Annotated in this window: 13 protein-coding genes; 6 read left to right on the top strand and 7 right to left on the bottom strand. The window is 53.3% G+C overall.

Translation table 11 applies throughout. The annotated features are described in order from the left end of the window. Window positions 1–54: 54 nt before the first annotated feature. From ACKWMY_RS04715 to ACKWMY_RS04695, 5 genes are all read right to left on the bottom strand, one after another. Entirely contained in the window at window positions 55–315 is a 261-nt protein-coding gene (locus ACKWMY_RS04715; RefSeq protein WP_211135890.1) for a YfhL family 4Fe-4S dicluster ferredoxin, read from the bottom strand. Window positions 316–510: 195 nt separating this feature from the next. Beyond that, window positions 511–1,971 carry a glucosyltransferase domain-containing protein gene (locus ACKWMY_RS04710; protein ID WP_409485968.1) on the bottom strand — a complete coding sequence of 487 codons (1,461 nt, stop codon included), beginning with the start codon at window positions 1,969–1,971 and terminating at the stop codon, window positions 511–513. After that, on the bottom strand, window positions 1,968–2,879 hold the full coding sequence (locus ACKWMY_RS04705; protein WP_211136576.1) for a glycosyltransferase family 2 protein: 912 nt from the start codon (window positions 2,877–2,879) through the stop codon (window positions 1,968–1,970). The genes ACKWMY_RS04710 and ACKWMY_RS04705 overlap by 4 nt, the downstream gene beginning before the upstream one ends. Then, a complete protein-coding gene (locus ACKWMY_RS04700) occupies window positions 2,876–3,235 on the bottom strand; it encodes a GtrA family protein (RefSeq protein ID WP_211136579.1) in 360 nt (119 codons plus the stop codon). Before ACKWMY_RS04700 ends, ACKWMY_RS04705 begins: the two co-directional genes overlap by 4 nt. 240 nt (window positions 3,236–3,475) lie before the next feature. Continuing rightward, window positions 3,476–4,330 (bottom strand): MurR/RpiR family transcriptional regulator, encoded by an 855-nt coding sequence (locus ACKWMY_RS04695; RefSeq protein ID WP_409485967.1) that lies wholly within the window; start codon window positions 4,328–4,330, stop codon window positions 3,476–3,478. 211 nt (window positions 4,331–4,541) lie between these two features. On the opposite strand from ACKWMY_RS04695, the gene yfhb reads away from it, so the two are divergent. After that, a complete protein-coding gene (gene yfhb / locus ACKWMY_RS04690) occupies window positions 4,542–5,189 on the top strand; it encodes a phosphatidylglycerophosphatase C (protein ID WP_211134453.1) in 648 nt (215 codons plus the stop codon). 39 nt (window positions 5,190–5,228) lie between these two features. Here yfhb and yiaY read toward each other — a convergent pair whose 3' ends face one another. Then, a complete protein-coding gene (gene yiaY, locus ACKWMY_RS04685) occupies window positions 5,229–6,380 on the bottom strand; it encodes an L-threonine dehydrogenase (RefSeq protein WP_024529370.1) in 1,152 nt (383 codons plus the stop codon). Window positions 6,381–6,708: 328 nt separating this feature from the next. Between yiaY and tadA the strand changes: the two genes are divergently transcribed. Continuing rightward, a complete protein-coding gene (tadA, locus tag ACKWMY_RS04680) occupies window positions 6,709–7,215 on the top strand; it encodes a tRNA adenosine(34) deaminase TadA (RefSeq protein WP_074029608.1) in 507 nt (168 codons plus the stop codon). Window positions 7,216–7,232: 17 nt separating this feature from the next. Here the strand turns inward: tadA and mltF are convergent, their stop codons facing one another. Beyond that, a complete protein-coding gene (mltF, locus tag ACKWMY_RS04675; RefSeq protein WP_409485966.1) occupies window positions 7,233–8,690 on the bottom strand; it encodes a membrane-bound lytic murein transglycosylase MltF in 1,458 nt (485 codons plus the stop codon). Between the two features lie 275 nt (window positions 8,691–8,965). Between mltF and purL the strand changes: the two genes are divergently transcribed. The 4 genes from purL to glrR all read left to right on the top strand — a co-directional run bounded on the left by purL (window position 8,966) and on the right by glrR (window position 17,342). Beyond that, on the top strand, window positions 8,966–12,859 hold the full coding sequence (purL, locus tag ACKWMY_RS04670) for a phosphoribosylformylglycinamidine synthase (RefSeq protein WP_409486000.1): 3,894 nt from the start codon (window positions 8,966–8,968) through the stop codon (window positions 12,857–12,859). An 824-nt stretch (window positions 12,860–13,683) separates the two neighbouring features. Beyond that, entirely contained in the window at window positions 13,684–15,120 is a 1,437-nt protein-coding gene (locus tag ACKWMY_RS04665; protein WP_074029482.1) for a sensor histidine kinase, read from the top strand. Between the two features lie 3 nt (window positions 15,121–15,123). Then, window positions 15,124–16,005 carry a two-component system QseEF-associated lipoprotein QseG gene (qseG, locus tag ACKWMY_RS04660; RefSeq protein WP_074029481.1) on the top strand — a complete coding sequence of 294 codons (882 nt, stop codon included), beginning with the start codon at window positions 15,124–15,126 and terminating at the stop codon, window positions 16,003–16,005. Continuing rightward, window positions 16,002–17,342 (top strand): two-component system response regulator GlrR, encoded by a 1,341-nt coding sequence (gene glrR / locus ACKWMY_RS04655; RefSeq protein WP_021178888.1) that lies wholly within the window; start codon window positions 16,002–16,004, stop codon window positions 17,340–17,342. Before qseG ends, glrR begins: the two co-directional genes overlap by 4 nt. Window positions 17,343–17,394: the final 52 nt, after the last annotated feature.

Below are 17,394 nucleotides of genomic sequence, written 5' to 3'. Positions count from 1 at the left end.
GTAACGATAAATAGCTCGATCGGCCCCCTCTCCCTTTGGGAGAGGGCATTTAACTCACAGGCTATCGGCATGGTGCAGCACGACAAACTTGTCCCACAGCTGTTCCTGGTTCTCTACGTGCTGCGGATCGGTAATGATGGTGTTATCGATCGGGCACACCTGCTGGCAGGTTGGGGTCTCGTAATGCCCCACGCATTCGGTGCAGCGGTTGGCATCGATCTGATAAATCTCATCCCCCATCGAAATCGCCTGGTTCGGGCATTCCAGCTCGCACATATCGCAATTGATACATTTTTTGGTGATTAATAGAGCCATATCAACTGATTGCCTTTTCTTAAATAAATCAATTGGTTAAGTGTTCTTTGCTTTCCTTGTTATTTACCCCATGGAACTAATGGATAAGGAATTTCAACGCCGCGCACTGTAACACAGAATACGGCCAACCCCAAAATCACTAGTGTCTAGCATAGTTTATAAAATGCCGCCTCTAGATAGAGGCGGCGGAAATAATTAGTTGCAACCTTTGGTGAAATCCATTACCAGTATGTTATTTATTTGATAAAGAATAAAATGGTCGGTTTCAGCTTTAAAGGCTGTTGAACAACGAGAGTTTATGGCATCGGCTTGGGCTGCCGACGTAGCTGGAAGCCACTCTCGCTTTATGCCTTCAAATTCAAAGCGTTTATTGGTCCACCACCAACCCGGGGAGTATCTGTTAATGGCGGAAATAATGGGGAAGTTTTTTTCGCTGTTGGCAAAGACTTCTGATTGAGGAAAGCTGCCTACGGTTACAATATGTTTATAGACCAGGTTAGCAGCGCTTGCTTTAATTTCTTGAATTAAAATGCTGGTAAAGTACTCTTGCGATTTTATTGCATTAGTAACGGCACTAACCATGATTAAGGTATAAAGGAATGCCGCCAGGGGAACAATAAGGAAGAGTTTCGTCTTTTCCTTGAGTGCCAGCATGATAACCATGTTAAAGAAGAGGACGACGCCACCGATACCAACGTAAATTCGTGGAAAGTTACTAATAGGGGTTTCAAGAATCAATAGAGAGCCCACGCTCATTATCAATACGGCAAATGGTGAAATTAAGATAATGGCTCTTAACGAAATCTCCTGAATGTTACACTCCTTCTTTTTTCTTGAAAGAAGAATCAATGTGATGGCTATGAGCGTCAAAACTAAAAATAAGGCAACCATTATAGTTCCATTGCCTTTCATGAAACTATTATTAATGAATGTATAGTAGGAAATGAAATTATCAACAATCAGCTTTGTTATACTCTCGCTGGCAAGCCCTGGGTGATCCTCTGTATGGTTGCCACTAAAGTATTTTGGAACGACTACCAATAGGTATAGCAAAGATGCGATGACAAATTGGCCTGTTCTGGATGCCAATCTCAGCAGCGTAAGTTTGTTACTCTCATTATCACTGTAAGACTTAATTAACTCTATCGCTGCAAGAATGACGAAGAGGTTAACCGAAGCTTGATAAGTGCTGTAGGTGCCCACAACGACAGCAACACCAAGCAGAAAGTTTTTATATTCTTGCTGATATCTATAGCTGTAAGCTATCAATGGCAATGAAATGCTGATGAGTAGTGTCAGACTGTCAAATCTATATAACAATATCTCTGGCGTGGAAGGAGCTAGCAGATAGGTTAGTGGAATAATCGCATAAATTTTGTGACTGGGTAGATAGACTTTTGCATAGGCATTGAGGCAGATGACGAGAATGATACTGCCAAATATTAACGGCAATGGGTAAAGATCAACAAGATGGCTTCTGAAGTTAATGATTTTCATTACTAAATCGGCAATAGGTCGCCCATCGGCCCCCCAGTTGGTATAACCAATGGTGGCTCTGCCCATATCATCGACATAATACAGGTTTGCCAATAGAACTGGCAGTATGAGTAGTCCTATAGCATAGCTGAGGAGTTTTAAATGGCTATGGTTTTTCATTTTTTGCCTTTCAGTAAATAGCGTGGTCTTTTTTTAGTTTCGATATAGATCCTGCCAATATACTCGCCGAGTACACCGATCCCTATCAATTGCACACCACCAAGAAACAGTATTGAAACAAGAATCGAAGGATACCCAGCAACGGGATTTCCCCAAATCAGCTTATCAATGATCATCCATACCCCATAGAAAAAGGATAAAGCTGCCACAAAAAAGCCGATATATGACCAGATCCTGAGCGGGAGTGTTGAAAAACTGGTAAAACCTTCAAGTGCCAGGTTCCATAACTTCCAGCCATTAAATTTTGTCTGACCTGCGATTCGCTCGGTACGGGTGTATTCCACGACCGCAGTATCTCCTTCCACCCAACCGAGGATCCCCTTCATAAACAAATTTCTCTCCTGCAACAATTTGATATTTTCTACTGTTTCTCGGGAGAGCAGTCGGAAATCGCCTACGTTCTCTTCAATTTTGGAAGAACTTATTTTATTGTGAAGTTTATAGAACCATCTGGCTGTTTTACGCTTGAAAGGACTGTCGGTGCTCCTATCGGCCCGTTTGGCTAGCACGATCTGCCAGCCTTCCTGCCATTTATTGATCAACTGAGGAATGACTTCGATAGGATCCTGAAGGTCAACATCAATCGGGATGACCGCATCGCCGATGGCATGTTCCAAGCCAGCCAAGAGGGCGGGTTCCTTGCCAAAATTTCTTATGAAGCTGAGGGCCTTTACGGCTGGGTCCGCATTTGCAAGTGATTGAATAATCTGCTCGGTCGCATCTTTGCTACCATCATTAATGAAGACAATTTCGATATCATATTCGGACAGCTTTTCTTTTACTGTACGATAGAATATAGGTATTGCATCTTCTTCGTTGAAGACTGGAACAACTAATGAAATTTTCATTTTTTCACCCTGAAAACAATGAAATTAGAATAGACAAAGCCTGCTATAAGGCTGATAAAGGAAAATGCGACTAGCGTGATCAGGGGAGGAGTATGCATTTTATCAGCCGACCACCCTATAGTTGCCGCCATTGCCCCCATAAAGAGCACAAACAGTATATAGCGCAGAGAGGTTGCCTTTGCTTGAAATGTCCAGCGAGCGTTGGCAAAAAATGAGAAGGTTACTGCGACACAAAATGCTGCTGAATTGGCCAGTAACTGACTGGCTCCCAGCGTGTATAAAGCCGCGAATACCAACCAGTGGATCAGTGTATTAATTAACCCTATTGATGTATACCTGGCGAATAATGATAATATTTTGGATGGCTGGCCCACTCTAGGATCCTGTTTTTGGTGTTTACTCTAGCTACCCAGCATCTTAGCCGTTGTTGGTTAGATGAAAAAGCAGCAATTGCCGTGCTGGGAATGAAATGTTGATTTTATGATCCTGTCTTGGTGGCACGAGCCCTGTGGGCTGGTTTTCTGCTGTGTACCGGATATAACTTCACCTGCTCTAATTAGTTACAGGGGGATTTCTGAGCGCGCAGATTATACGTCTTACACCCGTTTTTTCACTAACTGTTCGCTGTGGTGGAGGCAATCGCGGGCATGATCGAGCTCGAACTCGTGCTGGAGCAGCGCCATAAACAGCAGGTCGGTCAGGGCGAACTGCGCGGTGCTGGAAGATATCGCCGCGCTGCGGATATTGGGCTCTTGCGCAATGGTATAAAGGCAGTGATCGGCCCGTTGCTGTAGGCCATTAGGCGAGAAACTGGTCAGAGCCAACACCTTGGCTCCGGCAATACGTGCTTCTTCGGCGGCCAGGTTGATTTCACGCCGTTCGCCGCTAAACGAGATCGCCAGCAGCAGGTCATCCTTACTCAGCGCCTTTATCGTCGCCAGTTGAACGTACATATCCGCTTCTGCCACCGCCATCACGCCAATCTTTAGCAGCTTGAACGACAGGTCTTTGGCCACTAGCCCGGAAGCCCCGATGCCGACCAAGATCACCCGCCTCGCCGCACGCAGCATCTCCAGGGCGGTAAGCAGCCGCTGTTCACTGTTGATATCCAGAGTAGCTCGTAATGCGGCCTGCTTTTCCAGCAGCAATTTCTCGCCGACGGTTTTGAGTGGATCGCTGCTCAGAATGTGATTATGGACAGTCACCACCGGTGCGACCTGCGGTTGAGCCAACACCTCACCCAATGCCAGTTTCAGCGCCGGAAATCCTTTGTAGCCCAGTTTCTGGGCGAACTTGACCACGCTCGATTGGCTGACACCGGCCAACTGGGCCAGCTTTTGTGAGCTGAGGTGAAGGGCCTGTTCGGCGTTATCCAACAGAAAGTCCGCCAGTTTGCGATCGTTTTGTGCCAGCGTTGGGTAAATCTGACGAATGCGAAGAAGGGTACTCATGGTTTTTTCCTTTGAGCCAACTGGCATTCTGCCACGCCGGTGGCAAAACGGGCAGCAATCATTTTTGCGAGCAGCAACACTATGACTTGATGAGTTAACGCGCCTTTGGCGTTGACCAATGTCGGTTGTATCTGGTTGGTCTAGTGATTACGATAATAGCCGGTTGTATTTTCACCTGCATAATGGGGTCAACGATCCCGAGGAGTAACGCTTGACTGACAAAGCGGTTGCACAGGCCCAGCGCGTGGTATTTTTCGATCTGGATGGCACCTTGCATCAGGAAGACATGTTTGGCAGTTTCCTGCGCTTTTTGCTACGGCATCTGCCGTTGAACCTGGTGCTGGTGGTGCCGCTGTTGCCCATTATCGGATTGGGTTTGTTGATCGGTGGGCGGGCAACGCGCTGGCCCATGAGCCTGCTATTGTGGGCAATGACTTTTGGCCGTTCAGAGGCCAGGCTGAAAGCGCTGGAGGCGAAATTCGTCGACTATTTTCGCCGTAAGGTCACCGCCTTTCCGGTCGTGCAGATGCGTTTGCGTCAGTACCTGGATGCCCAGGATGCTCAAGTATGGTTGATCACCGGCTCGCCGGAACGGCTGGTGGAGCAGGTTTATCGGGACTCTGCGTTCTTGCCACGGGTACAACTGGTGGGGAGCAGCATTGTGCGTCGTTACGGGGGCTGGGTATTGCCCATGCGCTGTCTGGGAGTACAAAAGGTGGTGCAACTGGAGCAGCGTCTGGGAGCGCCATTGAAATTGTTCAGTGGCTACAGTGACAGCAAGCAGGATAACCCTTTGCTCTATTTTTGCGAACACCGCTGGCGGGTGGGTAAAGAAGGTGAGTTACAGCAGTTGGATTAAATAAAGCTCCCCCAGTAAAACGAGGGAGCCTGGCAGCGGTTACATGGCTGCTTTAAAGATTGCAACGATCTGTTCGTGGCTTGCCTGAATTGGGTTGGTAAATCCGCAGGCATCGTTCAGGGCGTTAGTGGCTAACGTAGCAAAGTCTTCTTCTTTGACTTGCAGATCGCGTAAGCCAGCAGGAATTCCCACGTCTTTCGCCAGTTGGCGAATGGCGGCGATACAAGCGGCAGCCCCTTGCTCATCGCTAAGGCCTGCAACATTTACGCCCATAGCGGCGGCAATGTCTTTCAGACGCCCTGCGGCCACCTGAGTATTGAACTCTTGCACGTGCGGCAACAGCACGGCGTTACACACGCCATGTGGCAGGTTGTAGAAACCACCCAACTGGTGCGCCATAGCGTGCACATAACCTAATGAGGCGTTATTAAATGCCATACCGGCCAGGAACTGGGCATAGGCCATGTTCTCGCGCGCCTGCATGTTTTGCCCATCGTTGACCGCATCACGTAAAGACTCGGCAATCATGGTGGCGGCTTTCAGCGCGCAGGCATCGGTGATTGGGTTGGCGGCGCTGGAGACGTAAGCTTCGATAGCGTGGGTCAGAGCATCCATACCCGTGGCGGCGGTGAGGCCTTTTGGCATGCCAGCCATCAGGTGAGGATCGTTTACCGACAGGATCGGGGTGACATGCTTGTCGACAATCGCCATTTTGATGTGGCGCGCTTCGTCGGTGATGATACAAAAACGCGTCATCTCGGAAGCGGTACCCGCAGTGGTGTTGATCGCGACGACCGGCAGCTGTGGCTTAGCTGAGCGATCAACCCCTTCATAGTCTTTGATTTCCCCGCCGTTAGCGGCGACCAGGGCAATCCCTTTCGCACAGTCATGCGGCGAACCGCCACCCAGAGAAACGACACAGTCGCAGCGATGTTCGCGCAACAGTGCCAGGCCCTGTTTTACGTTTTCCGTGGTCGGGTTGGGATGTGTGCCGTCATAGACGCAGCTTTCAATGTTCTGTGCCGCTAACAGGGCTTGCACCTGAGCGACGACGCCAATGCCGTTCAAAACCTTGTCGGTCACGATCAGTGCGTTATGCAGACCATGCTCTTTCATGGTTTTTGCCGCGTCTTCCAGACAGCCGGAACCAATCATGTTGACGGAAGGGATAAAGAATGTTGAGGCAGCCATAACCTACTCCTTATAAAGGCTTTTTGCGTGAGGTAAACCTTATCGTGCTAATGCATAAGAGAATATGATCTATCACAATTTAGTTAGAAAAAATTTGCTTAATTTTACAGCTTGATTTTCCACCAGTTTATAACGTTTATCTGAAATTTTAAGAGGTGAACAAAATTTAATCATCATTAAATATGATGTTATTGATTTGTTGGTGGCGTTTTGAGCGATCGACAAACGTGGCAGGTTCAAGCTTATTTGCATCAACAAGGCCGAGTGGCTGCGGCAAAAGGGACTAGTGTGTATAATGCCCGCCGCGATGCGCACGAGGACTGATGTGGTGAATGAATATAGTGATGAGTATTGGATGCGTCAGGCGTTAAGCCTGGCTCAACGTGCGCAGGAAGAAGGTGAGGTGCCGGTTGGGGCGCTGCTGGTGCTGGACAATCAGGTGATTGGCGAAGGTTGGAACCGGCCGATCGGCCGCCACGATCCCACCGCTCATGCTGAAATCATGGCGCTGCGGCAGGGGGGGGCGGTATTGCAGAATTACCGCCTGCTGAATGCCACGCTGTATGTCACGCTGGAGCCTTGCGTGATGTGCGCCGGGGCTATGGTGCATAGCCGCATCCGTCGTTTGGTATACGGTGCGGCCGATGAAAAAACCGGAGCGGTGGGTTCGCTGGTGGATATTCTGCGCCATCCGGGCATGAATCATCAGGTAGAAATCGTCTCGGGCGTGCTGGCAGAAGAGTGCGCCGCCACGCTCAGCAACTTTTTCCGCATGCGTCGCGAGCAGAAAAAAGCGCTGAAACTGGCGCAGCGGGCCGCAAAAGACCCGCAGTAACGAATTATCGGGAATAACTACAGGGCCAGCGCCAGTTCGGCCTCCACGGCCGGATAGCCCTTGGCCAGTTCGGCCTGTTTCATCGCTTCTACCGCTTTCTTCTCTTTTTCCAACAGATAGCCCACCAGGCTGACCTGATAACGGCGGATGTTTTCCACGTAGTTATAGGCTTCGCGGCCACGGGCATAGCCATAGGTGAGTGACGGATAGTAGCGCTTCTGGCTCAGCATCGGCAGGCGCTGTTTCACATCGACCCAGCTGTCGGGGTTGCCTTGTTGGCTTTTGGTGAGTTTACGCGCGTCCAGCATATGGCCCCAGCCCATGTTATAGGCGGCCAATGCGAACCAGATCCGTTCATCTTCCGGCACCGTGTCGGGTACCTTCTCCATCAGACGTTGCAGATAGAGCGCCCCGCCTTGAATACTCTGCTCCGGATCGAGCCTGTCGGTGACGCCCAGGCCGTCGGCGGTAGCTCTGGTCAGCATCATCAGCCCACGGACACCGGTGGGGGAGGTCGCCTGCGGATTCCAGTGCGATTCCTGGTAAGCGATGGCGGCCAGCAGCTTCCAGTCAATTTCGCTGGCATACTTTTCAAACAGCGAACGGAAAGTGGGCAATACCGAGTCGATGGCCGACAGGAAGGTTTTGGTATCAACGTAGTCAAAACTGCCCACGTGCCCCAGATACTTCTCTTCCAACCGGGCCAGCGTGCCGTCTTCTACCCTTTGGCTATAAAAATCCAGCAGCGCGGCGTACAGGCTATCGTCATTGCTACGCTTCAGATACCAGGTCACAGGTTCTTCATCGGTAATGTCAAAAGCGACGGCCAGCTGTGGATGGATGCGTTGCAGCAGGGCAATGGTCACGGAGTCGCCGATGGTGTAATCCAGCTTGCCATCGGCCACCTGTTCCAGCAGCTCTTTCGAGGTCATATCGCTTGATGCTTCCCAACTGAGATCGGGGTATTTGCTTTGTTTGAGCTGCTTTAGCGTGCTGACGTGGGCCGAACCGGAGGCCACCGCCAGCTTGCCTTTGATATCGGCAAAGGTTTTTGGCCGCGTGGTTCCCAGCCGGTAAACCAACTGCTGGGAAACGGAATAGTACGCTGGGCCGGTACTGGCGCGGCTGAGGCGATCCCGGTTGTAGATCAGCCCGGCGGCGAGAATATCGGCATTGTCATCATCGAGATCGTCAAACAGGTCATTGATGTTTTGGTGTGGGATCACCACCAGCTTGACCCCCAGGTAGTTGGCAAAGCTTTTGGCCAGCTCATAGTCAAAGCCACTCGGCCCCTGCGGGGTAGTGAAATAGGTTAACGGTGAGTTTAACGTGCTGACGCGCAATTCTCCCCGCGATTTGATCGCCTCGAGCTGGCCTCCCTGTCCACCACGCCAGGCGATATTGGGCCACAGGGCAAGCGCCAGTAGCAGGGCCACAACACCGATTAGAATGTAATTTATTTTTAGGCGCTTCAAATAGTTATCTCAAATAAATGCACGCTTTATGTTGACCGTAATCAGGATTTTTTCATGGTTAAATCACCAGTGCCGGGGCATTTTGCGCAACATTACGCCAGCGCGCAACTTTATTGATAGGTTATGAGAATTCGGCAACGGGAATAGCTTTTATCAATAATAGCTACGCAAACGGTTTCGTCGGCGGCTTGGATTATCTATAATGGCGCGCGTTTTCCCCCTGTTGCGCCCAATGAAGTGCTGAACCCAGTTGCTTCGAAGACGAGAGAACTTTGATTATGGAAATACTGCGTGGTTCGCCCGCTTTATCGGCTTTTCGTATTACCAAACTACTGTCCCGCTGCCAGGATGCTCAACTCCCGATCGTTGATATCTATGCTGAGTACGTTCACTTTGCCGATGTCAGCGCACCGTTAAGCGCCGAAGAGCAGGCCAAGCTGCAGCGGCTGCTCAAGTACGGCCCTTCTCTCGCTGAACATGCTCCGCAAGGCCGACTGCTGTTGGTGACGCCACGCCCGGGCACCATTTCGCCGTGGTCTTCCAAAGCCACCGATATCGCCCATAACTGTGGCCTGACGCAGGTGGTTCGTCTTGAACGCGGCCTGGCATTTTATGTCACAGCGCCGACCCTGAACGAGGCCCAGTGGCAACAGCTTGCCACCCTGCTGCACGATCGCATGATGGAAACGGTATTCAGCGAGCTGCAACAGGCGGAAACACTGTTCTCTCATCATCAGCCCGCACCGTATCAGACGGTGGATATCCTGGCCCAAGGCCGCAGCGCGCTGGAACAGGCCAACACCAAACTGGGGCTGGCCCTGGCGCAGGACGAGATCGACTACCTGCTGGCCGCCTTTACCGAGTTGGGGCGCAACCCAACGGATATTGAGCTGTACATGTTCGCACAGGCCAACTCCGAACATTGCCGCCACAAGATTTTCAACGCCGACTGGGTCATCGACGGCGAACAGCAACCGAAGTCGCTGTTCAAGATGATCAAAAATACCTTTGAGCAGACGCCGGACTACGTGCTTTCTGCCTATAAAGATAACGCAGCGGTGATGGAAGGTTCCCAGGTAGGGCGCTTCTTTGCCGCGCCGCAAAGCGGTCTGTATGACTATCATCAGGAAGAAGCACACATCCTGATGAAGGTGGAAACCCACAACCATCCAACGGCGATCTCGCCTTGGCCAGGAGCTGCGACCGGTTCTGGCGGTGAAATCCGCGACGAAGGCGCAACCGGCCGTGGCGCGAAGCCGAAAGCTGGCCTGGTAGGGTTCTCGGTTTCCAACCTGCGTATTCCGGGTTTCGAACAGCCTTGGGAACAGGATTTCGGCAAACCGGATCGCATCGTCACCGCGCTGGATATCATGACCGAAGGCCCATTGGGCGGCGCGGCATTCAATAACGAGTTTGGTCGTCCGGCGCTGGTCGGTTACTTCCGTACTTATGAAGAGCGCGTCAATAGCCACAACGGCGTTGAGCTGCGTGGCTACCACAAACCGATCATGCTGGCAGGCGGCCTGGGCAACATCCGCGCCGATCATGTGCAAAAAGGTGAGATCACCGTTGGTGCCAAACTGGTGGTGCTGGGTGGCCCGGCGATGAACATCGGTTTGGGCGGCGGGGCGGCTTCGTCGATGGCCTCTGGCCAGTCTGATGCCGATCTGGATTTTGCTTCGGTGCAGCGTGATAACCCGGAAATGGAACGCCGCTGCCAGGAAGTGATCGACCGCTGCTGGCAGATGGGCGATAGCAACCCGATCTTGTTTATCCACGATGTGGGTGCCGGTGGCCTGTCGAACGCGATGCCGGAACTGGTTAGCGACGGTGGCCGCGGTGGCCGGTTCGAACTGCGTGACATTCTCAACGACGAGCCGGGCATGAGCCCGCTGGAAGTGTGGTGTAACGAATCCCAAGAGCGTTATGTGATGGCGGTTGCGCCTGAGCAGATGGCGACCTTCGAGGAAATCTGCCGCCGTGAGCGCGCGCCTTTCGCGGTGATTGGCGAAGCGACGGAAGAACGCCATCTGACGCTCAACGATCGTCACTTTGACAATCAGCCGATCGACATGCCGTTGGATGTGCTGCTGGGCAAAACGCCAAAAATGACCCGCGACGTGAAACGTCAACAGGCGAGCGGCGAAGCGTTGCAGCGTGCTGGTATCTCCATTGCCGATGCGGTCAAGCGGGTGCTGCACTTGCCAGCCGTCGCGGAGAAAACCTTCCTGATCACCATTGGCGACCGTACCGTCACCGGCATGGTTGCGCGTGACCAGATGGTCGGCCCGTGGCAGATCCCGGTAGCCGACTGTGCAGTAACCACGGCCAGCCTGGACAGCTATTACGGGGAAGCGATGTCGATCGGTGAGCGTGCTCCCGTCGCATTGCTGGATTTTGCCGCCTCTGGCCGCCTGGCGGTAGGGGAAGCGTTGACCAACCTGGCCGCGGTGGAAATCGGTTCGCTCAAGCGGGTGAAACTTTCCGCCAACTGGATGGCCGCAGCGGGCCACCCTGGCGAAGATGCCGGTCTGTATGAAGCGGTGAAGGCGGTGGGGGAAGAACTTTGCCCAGCGCTGGGGATCACCATTCCGGTGGGCAAAGACTCGATGTCGATGAAAACCCGCTGGCAGGAAGGCAATGAACAGCGGGAAATGACGTCACCACTGTCGCTGGTGATCACCGCATTTGCTCGCGTCGAAGATGTGCGCCACACCGTGACGCCGCAACTGCGTACCGACAAGGGTGAAAGTGCGCTGTTACTGATCGACCTGGGCAATGGTCACAATGCCCTGGGGGCAACGGCGTTGGCGCAGGTCTATCGCCAACTGGGCGACAAGCCAGCCGATGTACGCAACGTGGAGCAATTGGCCGGTTTCTTCAACGCGATGCAGCAGCTGGTGGCGGATCGTGCGCTGTTGGCCTATCACGACCGTTCCGATGGCGGCCTGTTGGTCACCTTGGCCGAGATGGCGTTTGCCGGGCATTGCGGCGTGGAAGTCGATATTCAGGCGCTGGGTTCCGACGCCTTGGCTGCCTTGTTCAACGAAGAACTGGGTGCGGTGATCCAGGTGCCTGCTGCGCAGCTGGCAGCCGTACAGCAAGTATTTGCCCAACACGGTCTGACGGATAACGTGCATCACCTTGGCCAGGCGCTGAGTGGCGATCGTTTCGTTATCACCAGCGCTGGCAAACCGGTGTACAGCGAAAGCCGCAACACCCTGCGTACCTGGTGGGCTGAAACCACCTGGCAGATGCAGCGCCTGCGTGATAACCCGGAATGTGCCGATCAGGAGCACCAGGCCAAGCAGGATGAACGCGATCCGGGCCTGAACGTCAAGCTGACCTTCGCGACCGATGACGACATCGCGGCACCTTATATCGCCAAGGGCGCACGCCCCAAGGTTGCGGTATTGCGTGAGCAAGGGGTTAACTCCCACGTTGAGATGGCGGCGGCGTTCCACCGTGCCGGTTTTGATGCGGTTGACGTTCACATGAGCGATCTGCTGGCAGGCCGCCGCGATCTGCAAGAGTTCCACACGTTAGTGGCCTGTGGCGGCTTCTCTTATGGCGACGTGTTGGGTGCCGGGGAAGGCTGGGCGAAATCGATACTGTTCAACGAGCGCGTACGTGATGAGTTTGCCGATTTCTTCCATCGCCCGCAGACCTTGGCACTGGGCGTTTGTAACGGTTGCCAGATGATGTCTAACCTGCGTGAACTGATCCCGGGGGCTGAGCATTGGCCGCGCTTTGTGCGCAACCTGTCGGATCGTTTCGAAGCGCGCTTCAGTCTGGTGGAAGTGGCCAGTAGCCCGTCGCTGTTTATGCAGGGTATGACAGGCTCGCGCATGCCGATTGCCGTTTCTCATGGTGAAGGTCATGTAGAAGTGCGCGATGCGGCGCATCTGGCGGCGTTGGAACATCACGGCCTGGTTGCGTTGCGCTTTGTCGACAATCATGGTCAAGTGACCGAAGCTTACCCTGCCAACCCGAATGGTTCACCGAATGGGATTACCGCAGTGACCAGCCGCAATGGCCGCGCCACCGTAATGATGCCGCATCCTGAACGCGTGTTCCGCACCGTCAGCAACTCCTGGCATCCAGAGGAGTGGGGTGAAGACAGCCCTTGGATGCGCATGTTCCGCAACGCTCGCAAGCAACTGGGGTGATTTAACCTGAGGTTTGCGTGAAAGTTTACTAAGGCGCCGCGTTGGCGCCTTTTTTTATTTCTTTATTTTTTAAGTGGTTAGCTAATATGTCGGTTTTTTGAGACAAAGGCCATATTGCCTGTCTCTAAAAAGAGACATTTAACTCATTGATTTTAATCAGGGTTAAAGCGATTGGATTTAGTTGTCGTGTTTTGGCGACGGTGTGTCGGATTAATACTCAAACTCGACTACCCAGGTAGCGCGCTGGACGTGACGTTAAAATAATTTATTGTTAATAAACAATATGATGAAAATATTTTTATAAAGTTGGCACGGATGGTGCATTATAACTATCAGTTGCTCATTCACCTTTTTATGATTGGCCCCGTCTAGTACGGAACAGCGCCTCATAAGCCTCCGAATGATGCCTAAGAAATGGTGCCTATCGTCCAACCAAACCGATAACAGACGCGCAAGCGACTTTATCAAGCATCGGACGACACGTGGAGTGAGGCACCGCCTAGTATCCAACTGTGATGAAGCGTTCATCAATCCCGGATACTTTTTGGATGCTATTCGTCCTGATCAGATGCCAGCCTAGTGCTACATCACCTGGGGACGAGGAGTAAGGGCATCCACATATTCCTTGCGATGGGGCATCATGCCCCAGCGTCAATATCCAAACCGCATTGCCTTCGTTATTTCCCTCGATACGTTCTCAAACCACATCAGTTTCCTCTTTTGGGGATAACGCGTTTTTGCTTATCTAAGCGCCATTAATCCGCTGCCGGGCTTTTCTCTCCCCGGATTGTCGGTTAGCATCTGGGCAGACTAGAGATAATGAGATGATTTCTTTGAAAAGATGGCGTCTATTTCCACGCTCGTTGCGCCAATTGGTCGTAATGGCGTTCCTGCTGGTGCTGTTACCGCTGCTGGTATTGGCTTATCAGGCCTACCAAAGCCTGGATCATCTCAGCGCGCAGGCGGCAGATATCAACCGTACGACGCTGGTGGATGCCCGCCGTAGTGAGGCAATGACCAGCGTGGCGCTGGAAATGGAGCGCAGCTATCGCCAGTATTGCGTACTGGTCGATCCGACCCTGGAGCGGCTGTACCAGAACCAGCGTAAACAGTATTCACAAATGCTGGATGCCCACGCCCCGATCCTGCCGGACGAACGTTACTACCAGACACTACGTAAACTGCTGACTCAGCTTGCCACCATCAAGTGCCAGAGCAGCGGGCCGGACAAGGACGCTTCACAACTGTTAGAGTCTTTTTCACATTCCAACGCCGAAATGGTCCAGGCCACGCGCACCGTGATTTTTTCCCGTGGGCAGCAACTGCAACAGGCGATCGCCGAGCGCGGCCAATACTTTGGCTGGCAGGCGCTGTTGCTGTTCCTGGTCAGCGTGCTGTTGGTGGTACTGTTTACCCGCATGATTATCGGGCCCGTCAAGGCCGTTGAGCGTATGATTAACCGTTTGGGGGAAGGGCGACCCATCGGCATGACGGCGTCCTTTAAAGGTCCACGTGAACTGCGTTCTTTGGCTCAGCGTATTGTCTGGTTGAGCGAGCGCCTGGCCTGGCTGGAATCGCAGCGCCATGAGTTCCTGCGCCATATCTCCCATGAGTTGAAAACGCCGCTGGCCAGCATGCGTGAAGGCACCGAGCTGTTGGCTGATGGTGTGGCAGGCCCGCTCACCTCCGATCAGAAAGAGGTGGTGGCGATCCTCGATCAGAGCAGCCGCCATCTACAATTGCTGATTGAGCAACTGCTGGATTACAACCGCAAACTGGCAGATGGCCCGTCGGAACATGAAAACGTCGAGCTGGAAGAACTGGTGGATATGGTGGTCGCCGCCCACAGTTTGCCAGCTCGTGCCAAGATGATCCGTACGGAAGTCAAACTTGAGGCGGAAATCTGCTGGGCAGAGCCTACGCTATTAATGCGCGTACTGGATAATCTCTACTCCAATGCGGTGCACTACGGCAAGGAATCCGGTAACATTTGGATCCGCAGCCGCCAGGTCGGCCAACGGGTACAGATTGACGTTGCCAATACCGGCAGCGCGATCCCGCAAGCGGAACGCACCATGATTTTTGAGCCTTTTTTCCAGGGGAGTCACCAGAGAAAAGGGGCCGTTAAAGGAAGCGGACTGGGGCTGAGCATTGCACAGGACTGTATTCGCCGTATGCGTGGCGAATTGACATTGGTGGATCTCGCCGATGCCGACGTCTGCTTCCGTATTGAATTGCCATTAACCGCCGAGAATGAATAAATAATGTACACAGGGTCTAATCGCGCTTATCAATCGCAGACCGAAGGTTCACCGCGTGTTTCTCTACGCGCACCGCTCGGCAAACATTCGCTTTCTTTTTTGGGCACGATCCTTTTTGCCCCGTTTCTGCTGATCGGCTGTGTCGATCGTGCCGTCAGTAGCGGCCCGGCCCAGCAGCAACAGGAAGCGATCCCGGATACCAAGGTGGTGGATTACCGCATTGCGCCTTGCGATACGCTATGGCAACTTGACGAAAAAGAAGCCTTGGAAAACTCACTCTTTTGGCTAAGGGCGATGGACTGCGCCGATCGTATTGGCTCCACGCAGGCCAGAGCGTTGGCGAAAACCCTGCCGGGCAACGATTGGCAGAACGTGTTCAAGCAAAGCATTTTGCTGGGCAGCGCTGAGCCAAGCTCGAGCGAGCGCCGCCAGATCATCGATCGTCTGAACAGCTATCGCCTCGAATTCCCTAACTCGCTGCGTCCATTGCTGCAACTGTGGCGTCAGCAGCAGGCGTTGCAAGTGAACCTGTTTGACGAGCGGGCGCGTTACCAGCACCTGCAGGAAAGTTCGGACAGCCAGATCGATTCGCTGCGCCAGAACCAGATCCATCTGCAGAGCCAGTTGCAGGAGACCTCCCGCAAACTGGAGAACCTGACCGATATCGAACGCCAGCTTTCGTCACGCAAGCAACTGCAGGGGGAAATCCCGGAAAGCAGCGTGGCGCAGCCTAAAGCAGATGCTGCAGGCAAGCCCGCAGCACCCGCCAAAGTGGCCGAGCCCGCAGAGCCAGCCCCGGTGACTGAAACCGGTACCGCCTTGCCGGTAGAGCCGGAAGAGACCTACACGCCGCCCGCGGCTAACAAGGAGTCCCCAGCGCAATGACAGCTCGCAAACCGGCCAATCTTTTGTTGGTTGACGACGATCCCAGCCTGCTTAAGCTGTTGGGAATGCGCCTGACCAGCGAAGGTTTTCACGTTACCACGGCGGAAAGCGGACAAGAGGCCTTGCGTCTGCTGGCCCGTGAAAAGATCGACCTGGTGATCAGCGATCTGCGGATGGATGAAATGGACGGCATGGCGCTGTTTGCCGAGATCCAGAAATACCAGCCGGGGATGCCGGTGATCATCCTGACCGCCCACGGTTCCATCCCGGACGCAGTGGCGGCGACCCAGCAGGGGGTGTTCAGCTTCCTGACCAAGCCGGTCGATCGTGATGCGCTGTATAAGGCGATCGATGAAGCGCTGTCGCTGTCGTCGATCCCTGCCGGTGATGACAGCTGGCGTGAGGATTTTGTCACCCGTAGCCCGATTATGCTGCGGTTGCTTGAACAGGCCAAGATGGTCGCCCAGTCGGACGTCAGCGTGCTGATCAATGGCCAGAGCGGCACCGGCAAAGAGGTGCTGGCACAGGCCATCCATGCGGCTAGCCCACGGGCCAAGAAAGCCTTTATCGCCATCAACTGCGGTGCGTTGCCGGAGCAACTGCTGGAGTCGGAGCTGTTTGGTCATGCCAAGGGGGCGTTCACCGGTGCCGTCAGCAGCCGTGAAGGTTTGTTCCAGGCGGCAGAAGGGGGCACGCTGTTCCTGGATGAGATTGGCGATATGCCGCTCTCGCTGCAGGTAAAATTGCTACGCGTGTTGCAGGAACGCAAGGTGCGTCCACTGGGCAGCAACCGCGATCTGGATATTGACGTACGTATCATTTCCGCCACCCACCGCGATCTGCCTAAGGCGATGGTAAAAAATGAGTTCCGTGAAGATCTCTATTACCGTCTGAACGTGGTTAACCTGAAAATACCGGCGCTCAACGAGCGGGCCGAAGATATCCCGCTGCTGGCCAACCATCTGTTACGTGCTTCGGCGCTGCGCCACAAACCTTTTGTACGCAGTTTCTCCTCCGATGCCATGAAACGCCTGATGACCGCCAGTTGGCCCGGCAACGTGCGCCAGTTGGTGAACGTGATCGAGCAGTGCGTGGCATTGACCACGGCGCCGGTGATCAGTGAAGCGCTGGTCGAGCAGGCGCTAGAAGGGGAAAACACGGCGCTGCCGACCTTTGTCGAGGCGCGCAACCAGTTTGAATTACACTATTTACGTAAACTGTTGCAGATCACCAAGGGTAACGTCACCCAGGCCGCGCGCATGGCGGGCCGTAACCGTACTGAGTTCTATAAATTGTTGTCGCGCCATGAACTGGATGCCAACGATTTCAAAGAATGATGTTTTCTTTTCTGAACCTGCATGCGCAGGTTCTCAACAAAGTAGCCGGAAT

It is taken from the genome of Serratia sp. J2, from assembly GCF_046269175.1.
GTDB lineage: Bacteria > Pseudomonadota > Gammaproteobacteria > Enterobacterales > Enterobacteriaceae > Chania > Chania fonticola_C.
This window is presented reverse-complemented; position numbering and strand designations above follow the sequence as displayed.

What these genes read in the sequence shown, in the direction of transcription:
- ACKWMY_RS04715 (WP_211135890.1), bottom strand. Translation starts at nt 315, where the DNA reads ATGGCTCTATTAATCACCAAAAAATGTATCAATTGCGATATGTGCGAG.
- ACKWMY_RS04710 (WP_409485968.1), bottom strand. Translation starts at nt 1,971, where the DNA reads ATGAAAAACCATAGCCATTTAAAACTCCTCAGCTATGCTATAGGACTA.
- ACKWMY_RS04705 (WP_211136576.1), bottom strand. Translation starts at nt 2,879, where the DNA reads ATGAAAATTTCATTAGTTGTTCCAGTCTTCAACGAAGAAGATGCAATA.
- ACKWMY_RS04695 (WP_409485967.1), bottom strand. Translation starts at nt 4,330, where the DNA reads ATGAGTACCCTTCTTCGCATTCGTCAGATTTACCCAACGCTGGCACAA.
- yiaY (WP_024529370.1), bottom strand. Translation starts at nt 6,380, where the DNA reads ATGGCTGCCTCAACATTCTTTATCCCTTCCGTCAACATGATTGGTTCC.
- ACKWMY_RS04665 (WP_074029482.1), top strand. Translation starts at nt 13,684, where the DNA reads ATGATTTCTTTGAAAAGATGGCGTCTATTTCCACGCTCGTTGCGCCAA.
- qseG (WP_074029481.1), top strand. Translation starts at nt 15,124, where the DNA reads ATGTACACAGGGTCTAATCGCGCTTATCAATCGCAGACCGAAGGTTCA.
- glrR (WP_021178888.1), top strand. Translation starts at nt 16,002, where the DNA reads ATGACAGCTCGCAAACCGGCCAATCTTTTGTTGGTTGACGACGATCCC.